This is a genomic window from Streptomyces sp., assembly GCF_031178505.1.
GTDB classification, from domain to species: domain Bacteria; phylum Actinomycetota; class Actinomycetes; order Streptomycetales; family Streptomycetaceae; genus Streptomyces; species Streptomyces gulbargensis.
The window spans coordinates 1-16,991 of sequence record NZ_JAPSIW010000012.1 but is presented as its reverse complement, the minus strand read 5'-3'; the positions used below and the strand labels follow the sequence as shown (position 1 = coordinate 16,991).

At 73.5% G+C, this 16,991-nt stretch carries 19 protein-coding genes; 12 read left to right on the top strand and 7 right to left on the bottom strand.

Annotation, left to right across the window (positions count from 1 at the left end):
• Window positions 1-236: 236 nt before the first annotated feature.
• From RIF68_RS02635 to RIF68_RS02620, 4 genes are all read right to left on the bottom strand, one after another.
• Window positions 237-860: an isochorismatase family protein gene (locus RIF68_RS02635; protein WP_309049448.1), complete on the bottom strand. Its 624-nt coding sequence runs from the start codon at window positions 858-860 to the stop codon at window positions 237-239.
• A gap of 186 nt (window positions 861-1,046) precedes the next feature.
• Window positions 1,047-2,084: a GlxA family transcriptional regulator gene (locus RIF68_RS02630; protein ID WP_309049447.1), complete on the bottom strand. Its 1,038-nt coding sequence runs from the start codon at window positions 2,082-2,084 to the stop codon at window positions 1,047-1,049.
• A gap of 140 nt (window positions 2,085-2,224) precedes the next feature.
• Entirely contained in the window at window positions 2,225-4,141 is a 1,917-nt protein-coding gene (locus tag RIF68_RS02625; protein WP_309049446.1) for a glycosyl hydrolase family 8, read from the bottom strand.
• 395 nt (window positions 4,142-4,536) lie between these two features.
• Window positions 4,537-5,127: a TetR/AcrR family transcriptional regulator gene (locus RIF68_RS02620; protein ID WP_309049445.1), complete on the bottom strand. Its 591-nt coding sequence runs from the start codon at window positions 5,125-5,127 to the stop codon at window positions 4,537-4,539.
• Between the two features lie 371 nt (window positions 5,128-5,498).
• On the opposite strand from RIF68_RS02620, the gene RIF68_RS02615 reads away from it, so the two are divergent.
• Together RIF68_RS02615 and RIF68_RS02610 are read left to right on the top strand one after the other, a co-directional pair.
• The gene (locus RIF68_RS02615; protein ID WP_309049444.1) at window positions 5,499-6,146 is read left to right on the top strand and encodes an alpha-ketoglutarate-dependent dioxygenase AlkB; all 648 of its coding nucleotides are present in this window, start codon (window positions 5,499-5,501) and stop codon (window positions 6,144-6,146) included.
• Between the two features lie 167 nt (window positions 6,147-6,313).
• A complete protein-coding gene (locus tag RIF68_RS02610; RefSeq protein ID WP_309049443.1) occupies window positions 6,314-7,735 on the top strand; it encodes an FAD-dependent oxidoreductase in 1,422 nt (473 codons plus the stop codon).
• On the opposite strand, the gene xdhC is transcribed toward RIF68_RS02610, so the two are convergent.
• The 3 genes from xdhC to RIF68_RS02595 are packed head-to-tail and all read right to left on the bottom strand — an operon-like array spanning window position 7,725 to window position 12,482.
• Window positions 7,725-8,564: a xanthine dehydrogenase accessory protein XdhC gene (gene xdhC / locus RIF68_RS02605; protein ID WP_309049442.1), complete on the bottom strand. Its 840-nt coding sequence runs from the start codon at window positions 8,562-8,564 to the stop codon at window positions 7,725-7,727. The genes RIF68_RS02610 and xdhC overlap by 11 nt on opposite strands.
• Entirely contained in the window at window positions 8,557-10,974 is a 2,418-nt protein-coding gene (xdhB, locus tag RIF68_RS02600; protein ID WP_309049441.1) for a xanthine dehydrogenase molybdopterin binding subunit, read from the bottom strand. The genes xdhC and xdhB overlap by 8 nt, the downstream gene beginning before the upstream one ends.
• Window positions 10,971-12,482, bottom strand: a complete 1,512-nt coding sequence (locus RIF68_RS02595) for an FAD binding domain-containing protein (protein WP_309049440.1) — start codon at window positions 12,480-12,482, stop codon at window positions 10,971-10,973. Before RIF68_RS02595 ends, xdhB begins: the two co-directional genes overlap by 4 nt.
• Window positions 12,483-13,003: 521 nt before the next feature.
• Between RIF68_RS02595 and gvpO the strand changes: the two genes are divergently transcribed.
• The 10 genes from gvpO to RIF68_RS02545 all read left to right on the top strand — a co-directional run.
• Window positions 13,004-13,339 (top strand): gas vesicle protein GvpO, encoded by a 336-nt coding sequence (gvpO, locus tag RIF68_RS02590; RefSeq protein WP_309049439.1) that lies wholly within the window; start codon window positions 13,004-13,006, stop codon window positions 13,337-13,339.
• Between the two features lie 63 nt (window positions 13,340-13,402).
• A complete protein-coding gene (locus tag RIF68_RS02585; RefSeq protein ID WP_309049438.1) occupies window positions 13,403-13,834 on the top strand; it encodes a gas vesicle structural protein GvpA in 432 nt (143 codons plus the stop codon).
• Window positions 13,831-14,550, top strand: a complete 720-nt coding sequence (locus tag RIF68_RS02580) for a GvpL/GvpF family gas vesicle protein (protein ID WP_309049437.1) — start codon at window positions 13,831-13,833, stop codon at window positions 14,548-14,550. Before RIF68_RS02585 ends, RIF68_RS02580 begins: the two co-directional genes overlap by 4 nt.
• 2 nt (window positions 14,551-14,552) lie before the next feature.
• A complete protein-coding gene (locus RIF68_RS02575) occupies window positions 14,553-14,786 on the top strand; it encodes a gas vesicle protein GvpG (RefSeq protein WP_309049436.1) in 234 nt (77 codons plus the stop codon).
• Window positions 14,783-15,010, top strand: coding sequence for a hypothetical protein (locus RIF68_RS02570; protein WP_309049435.1), 228 nt, complete (start codon window positions 14,783-14,785; stop codon window positions 15,008-15,010). The genes RIF68_RS02575 and RIF68_RS02570 overlap by 4 nt, the downstream gene beginning before the upstream one ends.
• Window positions 15,007-15,315: a gas vesicle protein gene (locus RIF68_RS02565; RefSeq protein WP_309049434.1), complete on the top strand. Its 309-nt coding sequence runs from the start codon at window positions 15,007-15,009 to the stop codon at window positions 15,313-15,315. Before RIF68_RS02570 ends, RIF68_RS02565 begins: the two co-directional genes overlap by 4 nt.
• Before the next feature lie 43 nt (window positions 15,316-15,358).
• The gene (locus RIF68_RS02560) at window positions 15,359-16,153 is read left to right on the top strand and encodes a GvpL/GvpF family gas vesicle protein (protein ID WP_309049433.1); all 795 of its coding nucleotides are present in this window, start codon (window positions 15,359-15,361) and stop codon (window positions 16,151-16,153) included.
• Complete coding sequence (locus RIF68_RS02555) at window positions 16,150-16,335, top strand: gas vesicle protein (protein ID WP_309049432.1); 186 nt, start codon at window positions 16,150-16,152, stop codon at window positions 16,333-16,335. Before RIF68_RS02560 ends, RIF68_RS02555 begins: the two co-directional genes overlap by 4 nt.
• Window positions 16,332-16,607, top strand: coding sequence for a gas vesicle protein K (locus RIF68_RS02550; protein ID WP_309049431.1), 276 nt, complete (start codon window positions 16,332-16,334; stop codon window positions 16,605-16,607). Before RIF68_RS02555 ends, RIF68_RS02550 begins: the two co-directional genes overlap by 4 nt.
• Before the next feature lie 237 nt (window positions 16,608-16,844).
• On the top strand, window positions 16,845-16,991 hold a 147-nt coding region (locus RIF68_RS02545), incomplete at its 3' end, for an ATP-binding cassette domain-containing protein (RefSeq protein ID WP_309049462.1).

Below are 16,991 nucleotides of genomic sequence, written 5' to 3'. Positions count from 1 at the left end.
ACGACCGGGCTCTCCACCGCGCGTGCGGCGCGGGGGAGGGAAGCGACCGGGAGGACCGGTGGACTACCGGTGGTGGGTCCGCCGCCGGGCGACCGGCGGCTCGGTTCTGTCGGACTCGGGGCTCGTCACCCGCCGCACGTTAGCGGCGGCGCGGCCGACCCTCAACCGTTTTTCCGCCGGGCGCGCCGGTGCGGCGGCGGGATGCCGCGCCGCCGCCCCGGCGCCGCCCCGCGGGATCAGTCCGTCAGGCCGTCGACGGTCGGGACGACCAGGCCGAACAGATCGGTGATCGTGGTCAGCGCGGCCGTGTGGAGCGTGGCCGCCGGCACGACGGTGCCGTCGGGAGCCGCGAGGGAGCGCGTCGCCGTGGCCTCCGCGACGACCGTCGGCCGGTATCCGAGGTTGAACGCCCCCTGCGCGGTGAACGCGACGCACATGTGCGTCATGAACCCGGCCAGCACGAGGTCCTTGCCGCCGCCCGGCGCGAAGCCGAGACCGACCAGGGTCTTCTCCAGGCCGGTGGCGTGGAAGGCGTTCGGGAACTGCTTGACGACGACCGCCTCGCCCTCCGCGGGGGCGACCGCGTCGCTGAGGGAGCCGATGTGGGCGCGGATGTCGTACGGCGTGTTCTGGCCGCCGTCGTTGACGATGTGCACGACGGGGGTGCCGGCGGCCCGGGCGCGCGCCAGCAGACGCGCGCCGGCCGCGAGGGCCGTCTCGGCGCCTTCCAGGGCCATCACGCCCGAACGGTACGTGTTCTGGAAATCGATCATCACCAGGGCGGACGCGCCGAGCCGGGGCGGGGTGGCGTCCAGGCCGACCACCTGACGGAGGGACGCGGAGGGCTGCTGGTTGCTCATGGGGAGACCTTTCGCGGAACAGAGATGCGCAGGGAGGGAGAACCGAGGGACACGGGCCCCCGGGTGGGACGGCACGGGGCACCGCCGGGCGGCGGGCGCCGCCCGGTGGACGGAGGCAGGACCGCCACGCGCGGGCGGGGAGAGGTGCGGACCGGCCGGACGGCGGACCGTGACGGCCGGCGGAGATCAGACGGTGTGGGTACGGAACCGGCGGCGGTAGGCCGCCGGTGTGGTGCCCAGGCGGCGGCGGAACGCCCGGTGCAGGGTCTCGGGCGAACCGAGCCCCGCCGTGGCCGCCACCCGGTCGAGCGGGCAGTCGGTGGTCTCCAGGAGCCTGCGGGCCGCCTCGACGCGCGCCGACTCCACGTACGCGGCCGGACCGACCCCGGTCTCCTGGGTGAAGACCCGTGCGAAGTGCCGCTCGCTCAGGCACATCCGGGCCGCCAGGGACGCCGTGGACAGCTCCTCGTCAAGGTGCTCGGCGATCCACACCCGCAGCTCGTCGATGTCCCGGCGGGTGGCCGGGGGACGGCTGAGCGGCACGGAGAACTGGCTCTGGCCGCCCTGCCGTTTCAGGTACATCACCAGCTGCCGGGCCACGGCGAGGGCCAGGTCCTCGCCGTGGTCCTCCGCGACCAGGGCGAGTGCCAGATCGAGGCAGGCGCTGATCCCCGCTCCGGTCCACAGCCGGCCCCGGTCGGTCCGCACGAAGATCGGGTCCGGGTCGACCGTGACCCGCGGGTGGTCCGCGGCCAGCTGGGCGGCGGTCGACCAGTGGGTGGTCGCCGTCTTCCCGTCCAGCAGCCCGGCCGCCGCCAGCACATGCGCCCCCACACAGACCGAGGCCACCCGCCGGGTGTGCGGGGCCGTCCTCCGTACCCAGTCGACCACCACGGGATCGACACGGGCGACGGGGCCGGCCTCGGCCATGTCGACCGCGCCGGGCACCAGGAGCGTGTCGACGTCCGCGCCCACCTCCTCGAAGGTGAGGTCGGCGAGCAGGCGCACCCCCGCCGACGTCCGCACCGCGCCGGCGGCCGGTCCGGCGAGGCGGACCCGGTATCCGGCCAGGCCGCCGGTCTCCCGGTTGGCCAGCGCGAAGACCTCGGCCGGTCCGGTGACGTCGAGCAGGTCGACGTCCGGGAAGACCGCGACGACGACGCGGTGCGGCTGACGTGCGCGCGGTGCGGGGTCCGCACCGCGCGCCTGGGGGGCTGAAGGCATGACCCCACCCTCGCCCGCCGGCCCCGGTGGCCGCAATGACGATTACCTGTCACATCCGGACATGGCGGTGCCCACCGGTCCGACGGGGGACCGGTGGGCACGTGAAGAAGGGGGGCGGTGCTACGGACGCCGAGGCCCGGTCACGGCACCCAGTGGTTGCCGCTCGCCGTGATCATCACCTGGAGCTGGATGCTCGCGGAGAAGTAGCTGCTGGTGTCGACGGGCGTCGCCACCATCTTGTTCCACAGCGCGTCCAGCCACGCCTGGCTGCCCGGGTCGGTCATCGCCGCCACCGCGAAGGGGGCGAAGAAGGCCGCCTCGCTGCCCGCGGAGATCTGCGTGCCGTTGAGCTGGTACCCGATGGCGATCTTGTTCGGGTCGCCGCCGGTCTTCGCCTTGATCCACGTGTTGAGCTTCCGTGCCGCCGTGAGCGAGGCGGCGTCACCGCTGGTCACCGCGTCGTCCCCGATGCGCCACGGGGTGCGGCAGGCGTTCCACCAGTACGCGCCGTCGTTCGGGTCCTCCAGGACCTTGCCGGGCGCCGGCTTCGGCGTCGTGTCGGTGTTCACCACGAAGTCGGGCAGCAGGCCGGTGCCGGGGGAGTACGTCGACTGAAGCCCTGCGATCCGGTTCTGGTGGGCCGTGCGGATCGTGTCCCAGGCCGCGTCCCCGGTCGCGGACCGGAAGGCCCGGAAGTGGTCGACCATCCAGTCCGAGGTGCGGGAGATGTAGTAGTACTGGTCGCCGGAGCTGCTCCAGTCGCCGAGCTTGAGCAGGTTCGTCGCCGGGTTGACCTCGTCCTTCTTGATCGCGTTGATGTGCTTGATCGCGAGGTCCTTGTAGTTGTACGTGCCCGAGCTGCCCCACTGCTTGTCCGCGAGCAGCAGCCCGTACGCCACGTCCATGTCGCCGTCGGTGGCGCCGTCACCGCCGTTGACGCTGCGGCAGTTCACGTCCTGCTCGGCCGCCAGCAGGTGGGGGTTGATCGAGGAGGGGTGGTCGATCTTCCACTTCACCAGACCGTCGAAGATCTTCCTGGCGTCGGGGTCCGCGCCCGCCATGGTCGCGGTGATGACCATGCCGTAGCCCTGCGCCTCGGCGACGTAGGGGTGGTCGGCGTCGGGCGAGTGGACCTGGTACCAGCCGTTGCCGCAGTTCTGCCGGACGAAGGCGGCCTTCCAGGACTTGTAGTGGTCGACGACCTTCTGGTCCAGGACCGCCTGCGTGCCCGAGGGCTTCAGCATGCCGGCCGCGTACGGCTTCAGGTGACTGCCGAAGGGTACGGCCGGGCCCGTGCCGGTGGCCGGGGTGGTGACGGAGAGCGCGTTGCTCGCGGCCGACACGTTGCCGGCGGCGTCGCGCGCCTTCACGGTGTAGGTGTAGGCCGTCGAGGCGCTCAGACCGGAGTCGGTGTACGAGGTGCCCGAGGGGGAGGCGATCAGGGTGCCGTTGCGGAACACCTGATAACCCGTCACCCCCACGTCGTCCGTCGCCGCGTTCCAGGCGAGGGCGGCGCTCGTGGAGGTCGTGGAGGTCGTCCGGAGGCTGCCGGGGGCGGTCGGCGCGGTGGTGTCGGCCGGGGCGCGGGAGCCGTAGACCTCGAACTCCCAGAGCGAGTAGCCGTACGGGGTGCCGCGGCCCGTCCCGTACATCCGGACGTACCGCCCGGTGCCGGAGACGGCGAGGTCGTCGATCGCGCCGTCGCCCGCGCTGGTCGTGTGGACGTCGGTCCAGCTCGCACCGTCCTGGGAGGTCTGGATCCGGTACGTCCTGGCGTACGCCGCCTCCCAGTTGAGCTTCACGCGGGAGATCAGGTGGCTGGACCCCAGGTCGATCCGCAGCCACTGCGGATCGATCCCCTCGGCGCTGGCCCACCGGGTGGTGGTGTCGGCGTCGACGGACAGACCGGGTTCGAACCCGCTCGCCTCGATCGAGGAGGCCGTCGCCGGCTTGCCGGTGGAGATCAGCGTGTCGGCGGCGGCCGCCGGGGGCGGTCCGACGAGCGGCAGGGACAGCAGTCCCGCCGCGACGAGCAGGGAGGTGACGCTTCGCCTCATGGCAGTGGTCGTTCCTTTCGTGACGTGCCCCGTGGACGCGTGAACGCCGAACTCCGGGACGGGCGACGGGAGATGCGGGGGCGCTTCAGGTCCGGACCAATCGTTAGGAAATTTTCCTAACCATTCGCCCCGGAGGGTAGAGAGGCACGGTGCGGCCGCGCAAGACCCTGGCGGGAAGGGGATGGTCGGGCGTCACGGCCCGAGCCGCGGTGATGCCGGGCGCGCGGTCGGGCCGGGCGGCCCGGACGGCCAGGGTGAGCCGCCGGGCGAGCGGCCTTCGAAGGGCCGGAACCCGCCTGCAGTCCCCGGTGTGCCACGCGCGGACCGCACCCTCCGGCGGCGCACCGCGCGGGCCGTGCGGGGCCTTCCTCGCGTGCGCGCCCCTCAGCGGGCGTTCAGGGGGCGACCGAGCGCCAGATCCTGTCCGGCAGGATGCGCGCGGCCTCGTCCAGGTCGACGTCCCCGAGGGTGATCCAGCGGCGCGCAAGTCCGATGACCGGACCCAGGACGAGGGTCTCGATCACCGGCACGGGCAGCGGGGCCAGTTCCCCGGCCTCGACCCGGGCCTCGATCCACCGGGCGATCGGGGAGAGGCGGGCCTCCTGGGAGTCCCGGATCTCCGAGGTGCGGGTCATGCCTTCCCGGTCGGCCGTGGTGGAGTGCAGGAGCCGGGCGGCGGCCGGATGGTCGCGCACGAAGCCGAGGTAGGCCCGGACAACGGCCCGCACCCCGGTCCGGGCGTCGTCCGTCGCGGTCAGGGCCGTGCCCAGTTCCCCCAGGAGCCGGCCGAGCCAGCGCAGGGCGAGCGCGGTGAGTACACCGTGGAGGCTGCCGAAGTGGTGGTAGACGCTGCCGGTGCTGACCCCGCTCGTGCGGGTGAGCGCTCCGACCGTCAGGCCGGCCTCCCCGGAGGAGGCGTAGAGACGCAGGGCGGCGTCCAGGACCTGCTCGACGGTGGCTTCCCCGCGTTGCTGCTTCGGGCTCATCGAGCCGGGTCCCTCGCTCTCTCCTGCCGCCGGGCCGTACCGGCCACGGTCACGGGCGCACCTCGGCGTTCCGCAGGACAGTCAGCATAGGCCACTCGTTCTAGAACGCCGTTTCAGGGGGCGGGGGGCGGAGCGGTGCCCTCCGGGTGCGGTGTCCGCCGACGCCTCGCGCCCACCGCCGGGTCGGCCGGCAGGGCGAGGAAGTCGCGACGTCGGACCGTCCGCCGGGCCTCCTCGCCCCGCCGTCGCGGCGCTCGCCCGGGACATCGGGCCGGCGCTCCGCGCCACCACCCTCGTGCCCGGCAGGCACGTGCGGTGACGCCCCCCTCCTGATTCGCTCGTATGTTCGGTTACGTGGCTATGCTGGACGCATGAACGCCGCACCATCCGACCTCCCCGGATTCCAGGGTTCCCTCTTCGACCAGGGGACCGACATCGGCCCCGGGCCCCTGCACGGGCTGCGGCGCACGGAGCTCGCCGGGGGCGCGTGGGTCGATCATCTTCCCGGCTGGTTCCACGGGGCCGACGCCCTGTTCGAGGAACTCGTCGCCCACGTGCCCTGGCGCGCCGAGCAGCGGCGGATGTACGACGGCGTCGTCGCCGTGCCGCGCCTCCTCGCGTACTACCCGGAGGGCAGGCCGCTCCCGCACCCGGCGCTCCACGAGGCCCGTGAGGCCCTCGGCGCGCACTACGCCGCCGAACTCGGCGAGGCCTTCACCACCGCAGGGCTCTGCCTCTACCGGGACGGCCGCGACAGCGTCGCCTGGCACGGCGACCGGCACGGACGCTCCGCCACGCGGGACACCATGGTCGCCATCCTCTCCCTCGGGGACCCCCGCGACCTCGCCTTCCGCCCGCGCGGCGGCGGCCCCGTCGCGCTCCGCGTGCCCGCCGGCCACGGCGACCTCGTCGTCATGGGCGGCTCCTGCCAGCGCACCTGGGAACACGCCGTACCCAAGACGCGCCGGGCCGTCGGCCCCCGCATCAGCGTCCAGTTCCGGCCGCACGGCGTCGGCTGAACCGGCCCGCGCGTCCCGAGCCCCCCCGGGCCCGGGTGTCCTCGCCCCGGGGTATTCCGCCGCGCGCAGGGTAGCCGCCCCCGTGAGCGAGCCAAGCAGTGAGTTCCACGAGCGAGCCGCGGGAAGCGAGCCGCGACACGTGGGCCGTTCCGCGCGGAGGAGGCACCATGCGCCCGTACTGGCTGGAGAGCAGTCCCTCGGCCACCGAACACCCGCCCCTGGACGGCGACCTCACCGTCGACGTCGCCGTCGTCGGCGGCGGAATCGTCGGCCTGTGCACCGCGCGGGAACTCGCCCGCGCCGGATGCGACGTCGTGGTCCTGGAGGCGGACCGGATCGCGGGCGGGGTCAGCGGGCACACCACCGGCAAGGTGACCGCCCTCCACGGCCTCTGCTACGACCGCCTGCGCCACGACCACGGCCCCGAGGCCGCGTCCCTGTACGCCGACGCGCAGCAGGAGGCCCTGCGGGAGGTGGAGCGGCTCTGCGCGGGCCTCGGACAGGACGTCGAACTGGAGCACCTGCCCGCCTTCACCTACACCACGCGGGCCGAACGGGCCGGGGACGTCCGCGCCGAGGCGGCGGCGGCCGCGGCGGCCGGTCTTCCCGCGACCTGGGTGAACAGCACCGCCGAGACCGGCCTCCCCTATCCCGTCGAGGCCGCGGTACGGGTCGAGAACCAGCTCCAGTTCCACCCCCGGCGCTTCCTCCTCGGCATCGCCGAGGACCTCGTCGCGCACGGCGGCCGGATCCACGAGCGCACCCGCGTCACCGGCGTCAAGGAGGCCGCCGAGTGCCGGCTCACCACCGAAGGCGGTCACACCGTGCACGCCCGCGACGTCGTCCTCGCCACCCAGTTCCCGCTCCGCTGCCACAGCAGCCTGCTCGTACGGCTGGGTGTCCGCCGCGAACTGGTCGTCGCCGCCCCGGTCCCCGCCGACCGCGCGCCGCGCGGCATGTACCTCACCCCCGAGCACGGCACCCGCTCGGTGCGCACGGCGCCCTTCGGCCCGGGCCGGCGGCTGCTGATCGTGGCGGGGGAGTCGTACGAACCCGGCGCGGGCGGCGTCGAGGAACGCTTCGCCCGCCTCGAGTCCTGGGCCGCCCGCGGCTTCCCCGACTTCGCCGCGGCAACCGGCGGGGACGGCGGGGGAGCCGCCCCGTACCGCTGGAGCGCCCAGGACGTGACCACGGTCGACGGCGTCCCCTACGTCGGTCACGAGCACCCCGACACCCAGCACGTCTACGTGGCCACCGGGTTCGACGGCTGGGGCCTGTCCAACGGCGTCATCGCCGCCGGGCTCCTCACCGCGCACGTGACCGGGGCGCCGCGTCCCCCGTGGACCGAACTCTTCGACCCGCGCCGGCGGCTCCCGCTGCGCGAACTCCCCGACGTCGCCAAGCACCAGGCCACCGTGGCCCGCCACTTCCTGGCGGGCAGGTCCGGCGGCCGGCGCTGCACCCACATGGGCTGCGAACTCGGCTTCAACGAGACGGAACAGACCTGGGAGTGCCCCTGCCACGGCTCCCGCTTCGCCGCCGACGGCAGCGTCCTGCAGGGCCCGGCCACCGAACCCCTCAAGGACTAGGCGGCCCCGCGCCCGCCCCCTCGGACTCGAAGGTGCGCAGCAGGTCGGCCGCGACGCTCACCGCGATCGTGGCCGGCTGCTTGCCCGTGATGTCGGCGAGGCCGATCGGCGTCTTGATCCGGCCGATGGCGGCCTCGTCGTGCCCCCCCTCGGTGGCGAGCCGCCCACGGAAGCGGGCCCACTTGGCCGCCGACCCGATCAGCCCGACCGAACCCAGCCGGGGCAGCCGCAGGGCGGCGTCGCACAGGGCGGCGTCCTCGGCGTGGTCATGCGTCATGATCAGGACGTGGGCGCCGTCCGGCAGGTCCTCCAAAACCTCCTCCGGCAGCAGCGGCGTGTGGTGGACGCGTACCCGCGCCACCGCGTCCGCCAGGACCCCGAGCCGCTCGTCGGCGAGGACGTGGGCGCGGCTGTCGACCAGGTGGAGGTCGAGGTCATGGCGGGCCAGGATCCGGGCCAGTTCGAGCCCGACGTGACCGACGCCGAAGATCGCGACCGCCCGGACCACCGGCAGCGGTTCGAGCAGGACGGAGACGGCGCCGCCGCAGCACTGCACGCCGTACGCGTTGGTCACCTTGTCGTTCAGGGCGAAGTCGACCAGCTCCGGCTCCGTCTCCGCCGCGTCGATCATGGCCCGCGCCCGGTCGATGGCGACCGCCTCGATGTTGCCGCCGCCGATCGAACCCCACGTCATGGTCCGGCCGACCACGAGTTTCGCGCCGGCGTCGCGCGGAGCGTGACCGCGCACGGTCGCGACGGTCACCAGGACGCCGGGCTCCCGGCGTTCCCGCAACCGCGCGACCGCGCCGATCCACGTGCTGTCAGGCACCGCTCAGCGCTTTCGCACCGGCCGGGACCGTACCGCCGCCCCCGGAACCGGCCGCCACGGCACCGTCACCGGCGGCACCGTCACCGGCCCGCCGGACGGCCTCGATCGCCCAGTACACCGCCTCCGGAGTCGCCGGCGAGGCCAGCTCGACGGCGATCCCGCCCGGCCCGAACGCGGCGACCGCCTCACGCAGGGCCTCCCGCACCGAGAACGCCAGCATCAGCGGAGGCTCGCCCACCGCCTTGGAGCCGTACACCGCGCCCTCCTCGGCCGCGTTCTCCAGCAGCGTGACGTGGAACTCCTCCGGCATCTCGGAGAAGCTCGGCAGCTTGTACGTGCTCGCCGCCTGGGTCAGCAGCCGGCCCCGGTTCGGCCCCGTGCCGGTGTCCCAGCGCAGGTCCTCCAGGGTCAGCCAGCCCGCCCCCTGCACGAAACCGCCCTCGACCTGACCGATGTCGATCATGGGGGAGAGGCTGTCGCCCACGTCGTGCACGATGTCCACCCGCCGGAGGCGGTACGCGCCGGTGAACCCGTCCACCTCCACCTCGGCCGCGGCGGCGCCGTGCGAGAAGTACTTGAACGGCGAGCCGTGGAAGGTCCCGGCGTCCCAGTGCAGGCCCTCCGTCCGGTAGAAACCCGCGGCCGACAGCTGCACCCGCTGGAAGTAGGCGGTGCGCACCAGATCGTCCCAGGCGAGCTCCCCGTCACCGCCGAGGACGCGGGCGACGCCCTCCACGATGCGTACGTCCGAGGGGTTCGCCCCCAGCCGGGTGGCGGCCACCCCCAGCAGCCGGGCGCGCAGCTGCTCGCAGGCGTTCTTCACCGCGGCGCCGTTGAGGTCCGCGCCCGCGCTGGCCGCGGTGGCCGAGGTGTTCGGCACCTTGTCGGTACGGGTCGGGGCCAGCCGCACCTTGTGCAGCGGGACGCCCAGGGTGGTCGCGGCCACCTGGAGCATCTTGGTGTGCAGCCCCTGTCCCATCTCCGTGCCGCCGTGGTTGATCAGGACCGAGCCGTCCTTGTAGATCAGCACCAGTGCGCCGGCCTGGTTGAAGGCGGTGAGGTTGAAGGAGATGCCGAACTTCAGACCCGTCAGCGCCAGCGCCCGCTTGGTGTGCGGGTGCGCGGCGTTGAAGGCGGCGATCTCCCGCCGGCGCTCCGCGAGCCCCGCGTTCTCCTTGACCCGGTCCCAGACGGCGGTGATCCGCTCGGGCTGGACGACCGGCTGCCCGTACGGCGTCGTCTGACCCCGCCGGTAGAAGTTGCGCTCGCGCAGCTCCGTCGGGTCCAGGCCGAGGAGCGGCGCGCACCGCCCCATGATGTCCTCGATGACCAGCATGCCCTGCGGGCCGCCGAAGCCCCGGAAGGCGGTGTTGGACACCTTGTTCGTCCGGGCGACCCGGCCGGCGACCCGCGCGTGCGGGATCCAGTACGTGTTGTCGATGTGGCAGAGCGCGCGGGCGACCACCGGCTCGGAGAGGTCCAGACTCCAGCCGCCGTCCGCCGTCAGGGTGGCGTCCAGGGCCTGGACGCGGCCCTCGGCGTCGAAGCCGATCCGCCACGCGGCGTGGAAGCCGTGCCGCTTGCCGGACATGGTCAGGTCCTGGGTCCGGTTGAGCCGCACCCGGACCGGCCGGCCCGTCAGCTTGGCGCCCAGGGCGGCGACCGCCGCGAAGCCGTGGGGCTGCATCTCCTTGCCGCCGAAACCGCCGCCCATCCGCAGGCACTGCACGGTCACCTCGTGGCTGTGCAGACCGAGCACGTGGGCGACGATCTCCTGCGTCTCCGACGGATGCTGGGTGCTGCTCTGGACGAAGACCTGCTCGGACTCGTCGAGGTACGCGAGTGCCGCGTGGGTCTCCAGGTAGAAGTGCTCCTGGTCGGAGAACTGCAGCTCGCCGGTGAACACGTGGGCGGAGTCGGCGAAGCCGGCCTCGACGTCGCCCGTCACCATCACCGGACGGGCGCCGTGGAAGCTCTCGGCCGCGATCGCCTCCTCCAGAGTGATCACCGAGGGCAGCTCCTCGAGCTCCACCTCGACGGCCGCGGCGCCGAGCCGGGCGGCCTCCAGCGTCTCACCGAGCACCCAGGCGACCGCGTGGCCGTGGAACATGACCTCGTCGGGGAAGAGCGGTTCGTCGTGCTTCATCCCGGCGTCGTTGACGCCCGGCACGTCGGCGGCGGTCAGCACGCGGACCACCCCGGGCACGGCCAGCGCGGGAGCGGTCCGCAGCGCCGTGATCCGGCCGTGGGCCTTCATCACCTGCACCGGGTACGCGTGCAGCACGTCCTTGGTCCGGTGGACCAGGTCGTCGGTGTAGAGCGCGGCCCCCGTGACGTGCAGGACGGCGCTCTCGTGCGGCAGGGGGAGCCCGACGACGGGCTTCTCGGGGCGTTCGGACAGATGACTCATGACGACACCGCCTCGGTGGTTCGCGCGTACAGCTTCACAAGGCTCCGGCCGAGCATCGCCGAGCGGTAGGCGGCGCTGGCCCGGTGATCGTCCAGCGGCGTGCCCTCCGCCCGCAGCAGCGTGGCCGCCGCCTCGGCGGTCCGCGCCGTCCACGGCCTGCCTTCCAGAGCCGCCTCGGTGGTGAGGGCACGGATCGGGGTGGCGGCCACACCGCCCAGGCCGATGCGCGCCTTGCGGACGATGCCGTCCTCGACGTCCAGCGCGAAGGCGACCGCCACGCTGGAGATGTCGTCGAAGCGCCGCTTGGCGATCTTGTGGAAGGCCGTGAGCGGCGACAGGGGAAGCGGGACGCGGACCGCGCGGATCAGCTCGTCGGGGCGGCGCACGCTCCGCCGGTACCCGGTGAAGTACTCGGCCAGCGGGACCTCGCGCTCACCGTCGGCGTCGGCGAGCACCACCGACGCCTCGAGCGCGAGCAGCACCGGCGGGCTGTCACCGATGGGGGACCCGGTGCCGAGGTTGCCGCCGAGGGTGGCACCGTTGCGGATGAGCCGGGACGCGAACTGCGGGAACAGCTCGGCGAGCAGCGGTACGGAGCCGTCGAGCCGGCGCTCGATCTCGGTGAGTGTGAGCGCCGCGCCGATCTCGACGTGCCCGGACGTGACGTGCAGCTCCCGCAGTTCGGGCAGCCGGTCGACGGCGACCACACAACGGGCCCGCCGGGCGCGGATGTTCACCTCCACGCCCCAGTCGGTGGACCCGGCGACCACCACGGCGTCGGGCCGCTCGCGCAGCAGCCGCAGGGTGTCGGCCAGGGTGTCGCGGCGTAGGAAGGCGCTCTCGCCCCGGGTGTAGGCGGTGGCGACCGGAGCGGGCGGCGCCTGCTCGCGTCGGCGCGCCAGCGGGTCCTCGTCCGGGGGTGTTCCTACGGCGAAGGCGGCGTCCCGGATCGGCCGGTAGCCGGTGCAGCGGCACAGGTTCCCGCTCAGCGCGTGCAGGTCGAACCCGTTCGGACCGTGCTCGGCGTCGGCGTGCCGCGTACCGTCCCCCGCGTCGCGGCCGTGCCCGCCGCCGCTCCCTTCCGTCCCCGAGGCCCCGCGGGGGCAGCGGTCGGGCCGGTAGTACTCGGCGGCCATGCTGCAGACGAACCCCGGTGTGCAGTAACCGCACTGGGAGCCGCCCCGGACCGCCATCTCCTCCTGCACCGGGTGCAGCACGGGAGGCGTGCCGGGCTCACCGGCGGTGGCGAGGCCCTCGGAGGTGACGATCTCCTGGCCGTCGAGCGCCGCGGCCGGCACCAGACAGGCGTTGACCGCCACCCAGTCGGTGGGCTTGTGCACCCCGGGGCGGGCCACCAGGACGGCGCAGGCGCCGCACTCCCCTTCGGCGCAGCCCTCCTTCGTGCCCGTCAGGCCGCGCTCGCGGAGGAAGTCCAGGACGGTGGTGTGGGGTTCGGCCGGGGCGATCGGTGTCGCGGTCCCGTTGACGGTGATGCGCGGCGCTACCACGACGGGCCCGCGTTCCGGTGGGGGGTCGGTCGGTTCGGCGTGTGAGGCAAGGCGGACAGCTTTCTGTGTTCGAGGCGCACCGGGACGGCGGGCGCGGCGCGGCACGGAGACGTGCCGGAGAGGGAAAGGAGGAAGAGGGAAGGAGGACGCGTCGTCAGGTGCCACGGAGAGGGCACGTCACGAAGGGGGCGTCGTCAGTGGCCGTGCGCGATGCGGCCGTGGACCCAGACCGTGCTGTGAGTGAGGCGCCTCAGGTCGGAGCTGGTGTACATCCGACGGTCGCCTCCTCTCGTGTCGCGGGTCGTGTGAGCCGCAAGGTAGTGGCCGGCGCCGCGACGGGTCAAGAGGCCGTCCGCTCACCGGACACGGCCTCGTCATGCCGGCGGATGCGTGTGGAGCGGCACGCGGCGGGCACGCGGAACGGGAACGCCCGTCCGGAGGTCCCGGAGACATTCGTGAAAAGGAGTCACATCAACCGGTTTGTCCCGAACGGGCCCGGTAAGGCGAAGGAGGAGCAAGGTATGACCCATTCATCGGACGACGGATCGGACAGCGAGGCGGAGACGGAGCACGCGAAGCGCCCGGCGCGGAATCGGTCCGCACCGGTCGCCACGGTCATCCGGACGGCGACGGAACAGCTCGCGCAGCTGCTCGACCAGCCGGCGGAGGCCGTGAGTTCCTGCGAGCGCCACGAGAACGGTGACTGGCGCCTGACGGTCGAAGTCGTGGAACTGCGGCGCGTTCCGGACACCATGAGTCTGCTCGCCTCGTACGAGGTGCAGGCCGACCCCGAGGGGCAGCTGCTCGGCTACCGCCGCGCCCGCCGCTACGAACGCGGGCGGGCCGACCGGCGCTGAGCGGCGCGCCCCGCCCCCGCCGCCCCCGACGTCCGTCCCGAGACGAGAGGGAGACCGAGAAGCATGACTGTCGTTCCTGCCCAGACCGCCCCTGCCGCCTCCGGAGGCGGCTCCAGCGGACTGTACGACGTGCTCGAACTGGTCCTGGACCGCGGCCTGGTGATCGACGCGTTCGTCCGCGTCTCTCTGGTCGGCATCGAGATCCTGAAGATCGACGTCCGTGTCGTCGTGGCGAGCGTCGACACCTACCTCCGGTTCGCGGAGGCGTGCAACCGGCTGGACCTGGAGTCCGGCCCCCACAAGAACCCCGGCCTGCCCGACCTGGTCGGTGACATCACCGAGTCCGGCGCGCGGGCCAAGACCAAGGGCGCGCTCGGCGGCGCCGCGCAGACCATCTCCGACGCCTTCCACCAGGCACGCGACGAGGCCGTCGAGGAGAAGACGAGCAGCGGGACGCGCGGGCGCGGCTCGAGCCGCCGGGAGGAGAAGGAATGAGCACCTACGTCTACGGCATCGCGTCCGCCGACCGGACGCTCCCCGAGCCGATCGAAGGCATCGGTGACCCGCCGAGCCAGGTCCGCACCGTACGCAGCGGCGACCTGGTGGCCCTGTGCAGCGACGCCCCGGCCCAGCCCAAGGCGAAGCGGCGCGACCTGCTCGCGCACCAGCACGTCGTGATCACGGCGGGCAAGGACGGCCCCGTCCTGCCCCTCCGGTTCGGCGGCATCGCCCCCGACGACGCGGCCGTCGCCGACATCCTGGCGGAGCACCACGACCGCTACCTCGAACAGCTCAAGGCCCTCGACGGCAAGGACGAGTTCAACGTCAAGGTGCACCACGACGAGGAGAGCGTGCTGCACCTGGTCGTCACCGCCGACCCGGACCTGATGGCCCTGCACGCCGCGCAGCGCGCGGCGGGCGGCGGCACCCATGAGGAGAAGATCGCTTTCGGCGAGCGGGTCGCGCGGGCGGTCGCCGAGCGCGAGAGGACCGACGCCGCGCTCGTCGAGGAGACCCTCGCGCCCTACGCCGCCGCGGTGGTACGGGGCCCGCAGAACACCGGGCACCTCGCCAACCTGTCGTTCCTCGTGGAACGCGAGCGGCGGGAGGAGTTCCTGGAGGCCGTACGCGCCCTCCGTCAGGAGCACGAGCACCTGCGCGAGCAGGTGACGGGACCGCTGCCCCCGTACAGCTTCGCCGGAGCGGGCTGACCATGGGACTGCTCCGGGAAGTCCTCCTCCTGCCCGCCGCCCCGGTCCGGGGCACGGCCTGGGTGCTGCGGCAGGTCGTCGAGGTGGCCGAGCGGGAGTACTACGACCCGGCCGTCGTCCAGCGCGAACTCGCCGCCCTGGTCGAGGCGTTCGAGGCCGGAGAGATCGACGAGGAGGAGTTCGACCGCCGGGAGGACGAGCTCCTGGCCCGACTGGAGGTGAGGGGAAGCCAGTGAAGTCCATGACCCACCACCCCGCGCTCGGCGCGGCCCGCCGGGCGGGTTCGCCGCGCGGCCGCCGCCTGGCGGCGCTGACCCTGGCGGCCGCCCGCGCGGCCGGCCGCGCCAGCGGAACCGCGCACGCGGTCGCCACCTCCGCCACCGAGCGCCTCCGCCGCCTCACCGGGCGGCGGGGGCGCCGCGCCGCACCCCACGACAGCGACCGGGAGGAGAAGGCATGACGATGCCCTCGGGACTGCCGCGGCCCCCCGACACCCAGTCGGCCAACCTCGCCGACATCCTGGAACGCGTCCTCGACAAAGGGGTGGTGATCGCCGGGGACATCCGCATCAACCTCCTCGACATCGAACTCCTCACCATCAAGCTGCGCCTCGTCGTCGCCTCGGTGGAGCGCGCCAAGGAGATGGGCATCGACTGGTGGGAGCAGGATCCCGCCCTGTCCTCCCGGGCCCGCAGCGGAGAACTCGGGCGCGAGAACGAGGAGTTGCGGCGCCGAATCGCCGAACTGGAGGCGAGGGAGGCGTGAGACGGCAGCGAAGCGGGAGCGAGCCCGGAACGAGGCAGGAGCGATGAACGACGAGAACCTCTGGTACGTGTACGCCGTCGTCCGGTCCCCCGGGCCCGCCGGCCCGCCGGCCGGCGGCACCCTCGGCGAAGGCCTGGCGACCGTGGACCACCGGGGCCTGACCGCGCTCGCCGAGAAGGTCCCCGCGACCGACTTCGACGAGGCGCCCCTGCGCGAGCGGCTCGAGGACCTGGACTGGCTCGCCCGGGTGGCCCGCGCCCACCACGGAGTGGTGGCCGAGGCGGGCCGGCACACCACCGTCGTCCCGCTGCGGCTCGCCACCGTCTGCCGCGGCGAGCAGGGCGTGCGCCGCCTGCTCGAGGAGGGGGAGGACCGCCTCCTGGAAGCGCTCGACCGCCTGGCGGGAGCCCGCGAGTGGGGCGTCAAGCTGTACGTGGACGAGGCGGCGGCGCCACCCGCGGCCGAACCCGCCGGAGGCGACCGCCCGGACCGGGCCGGCTCCGGCCGCGACTACCTGCGCCGCCGGCTGGGGCAGCAGCGGGCCCGGCAGGACGCGGACGACGCGGCCGCCCGTACCGCCCGCCACCTCCACGAGGCACTGGCCCGCGCCGCCGCCGACACGGTCCTCCACCCACCCCAGCAGGCCCGGCTCTCCGGGGTCCCCGGCCGCAACGTCCTCAACGCCGCGTACCTCGTCCCCGAGGAAGGGGAACAGCGGTTCCGCGACGCGCTCCCCCCGCCCGACGACCTGCACACCGGTCTGCGCGTGGAGGTCACCGGCCCCTGGGTGCCCTACTCCTTCACCCGGACCGGCCCCGAGGAGGGAACCGGACCATGACCGATCAACGGGAGATCGCCCTGGTCGACCTCCTCGACCGGCTCCTGGCCGGCGGGGTCGTCCTCGCCGGGGACATCACCCTCCGGATCGCCGACATCGACCTCGTACGCGTCGACCTGAAGGCTCTCATCAGCGCGGTCGGCGAGAACGTGCCGTCCCCGTGGAGGCAGGTGAACCCATGACGACCCGGCCGCGCCGCGTCGAACTCGACCCCGACACCGTGGAGCGCGATCTGGCCCGACTGGTCCTGACCGTCGTCGAACTGCTGCGCCGGCTGATGGAGGGCCAGGCCCTGCGCAGGGTCGAGTCCGGCGACCTCACCGAGGAACAGGAGGAACGGCTCGGCCTGACCCTCATGCTCCTGGAGGACCGGATGGCCCTGCTGCGCGACCGCTTCGGCCTGGAGCCCGAGGACCTGAACATCGACCTCGGGCCGCTGGGCAACCTCCTGTGACGCCCCCGGAAAGAGCCGGTTCCCGGTCCGGTACTTTCCCGGGGGCGCTCCCGCTCCCGAAAACCCCGTGAACCGGCGAGGCCCCCACTGCTAGCCTCGATCCCATGGGTTCGTACTACTTCTTCCTCTGATTCCGGCCCCCGGACTCGGCCCCGCCCGTGACCCTTGACGGTCGCGCGGCGCGTCGGCCGGTCTCCCGCGTGCCCGAATCCGACGAACCCACCCCGGGACACCACCATGCGCGACCGCGCCCAGCTCACCCTGCGCGACGTCAGCCTCTCCTACGGCGACCGCCTCCTCCTCGACCACGTCTCCTTCAGCGTCCGGCCCGGCGAGAAAGCCTTCGTCGTCGGTGAGAACGGCTCCGGGAAGTCCACCCTGCTG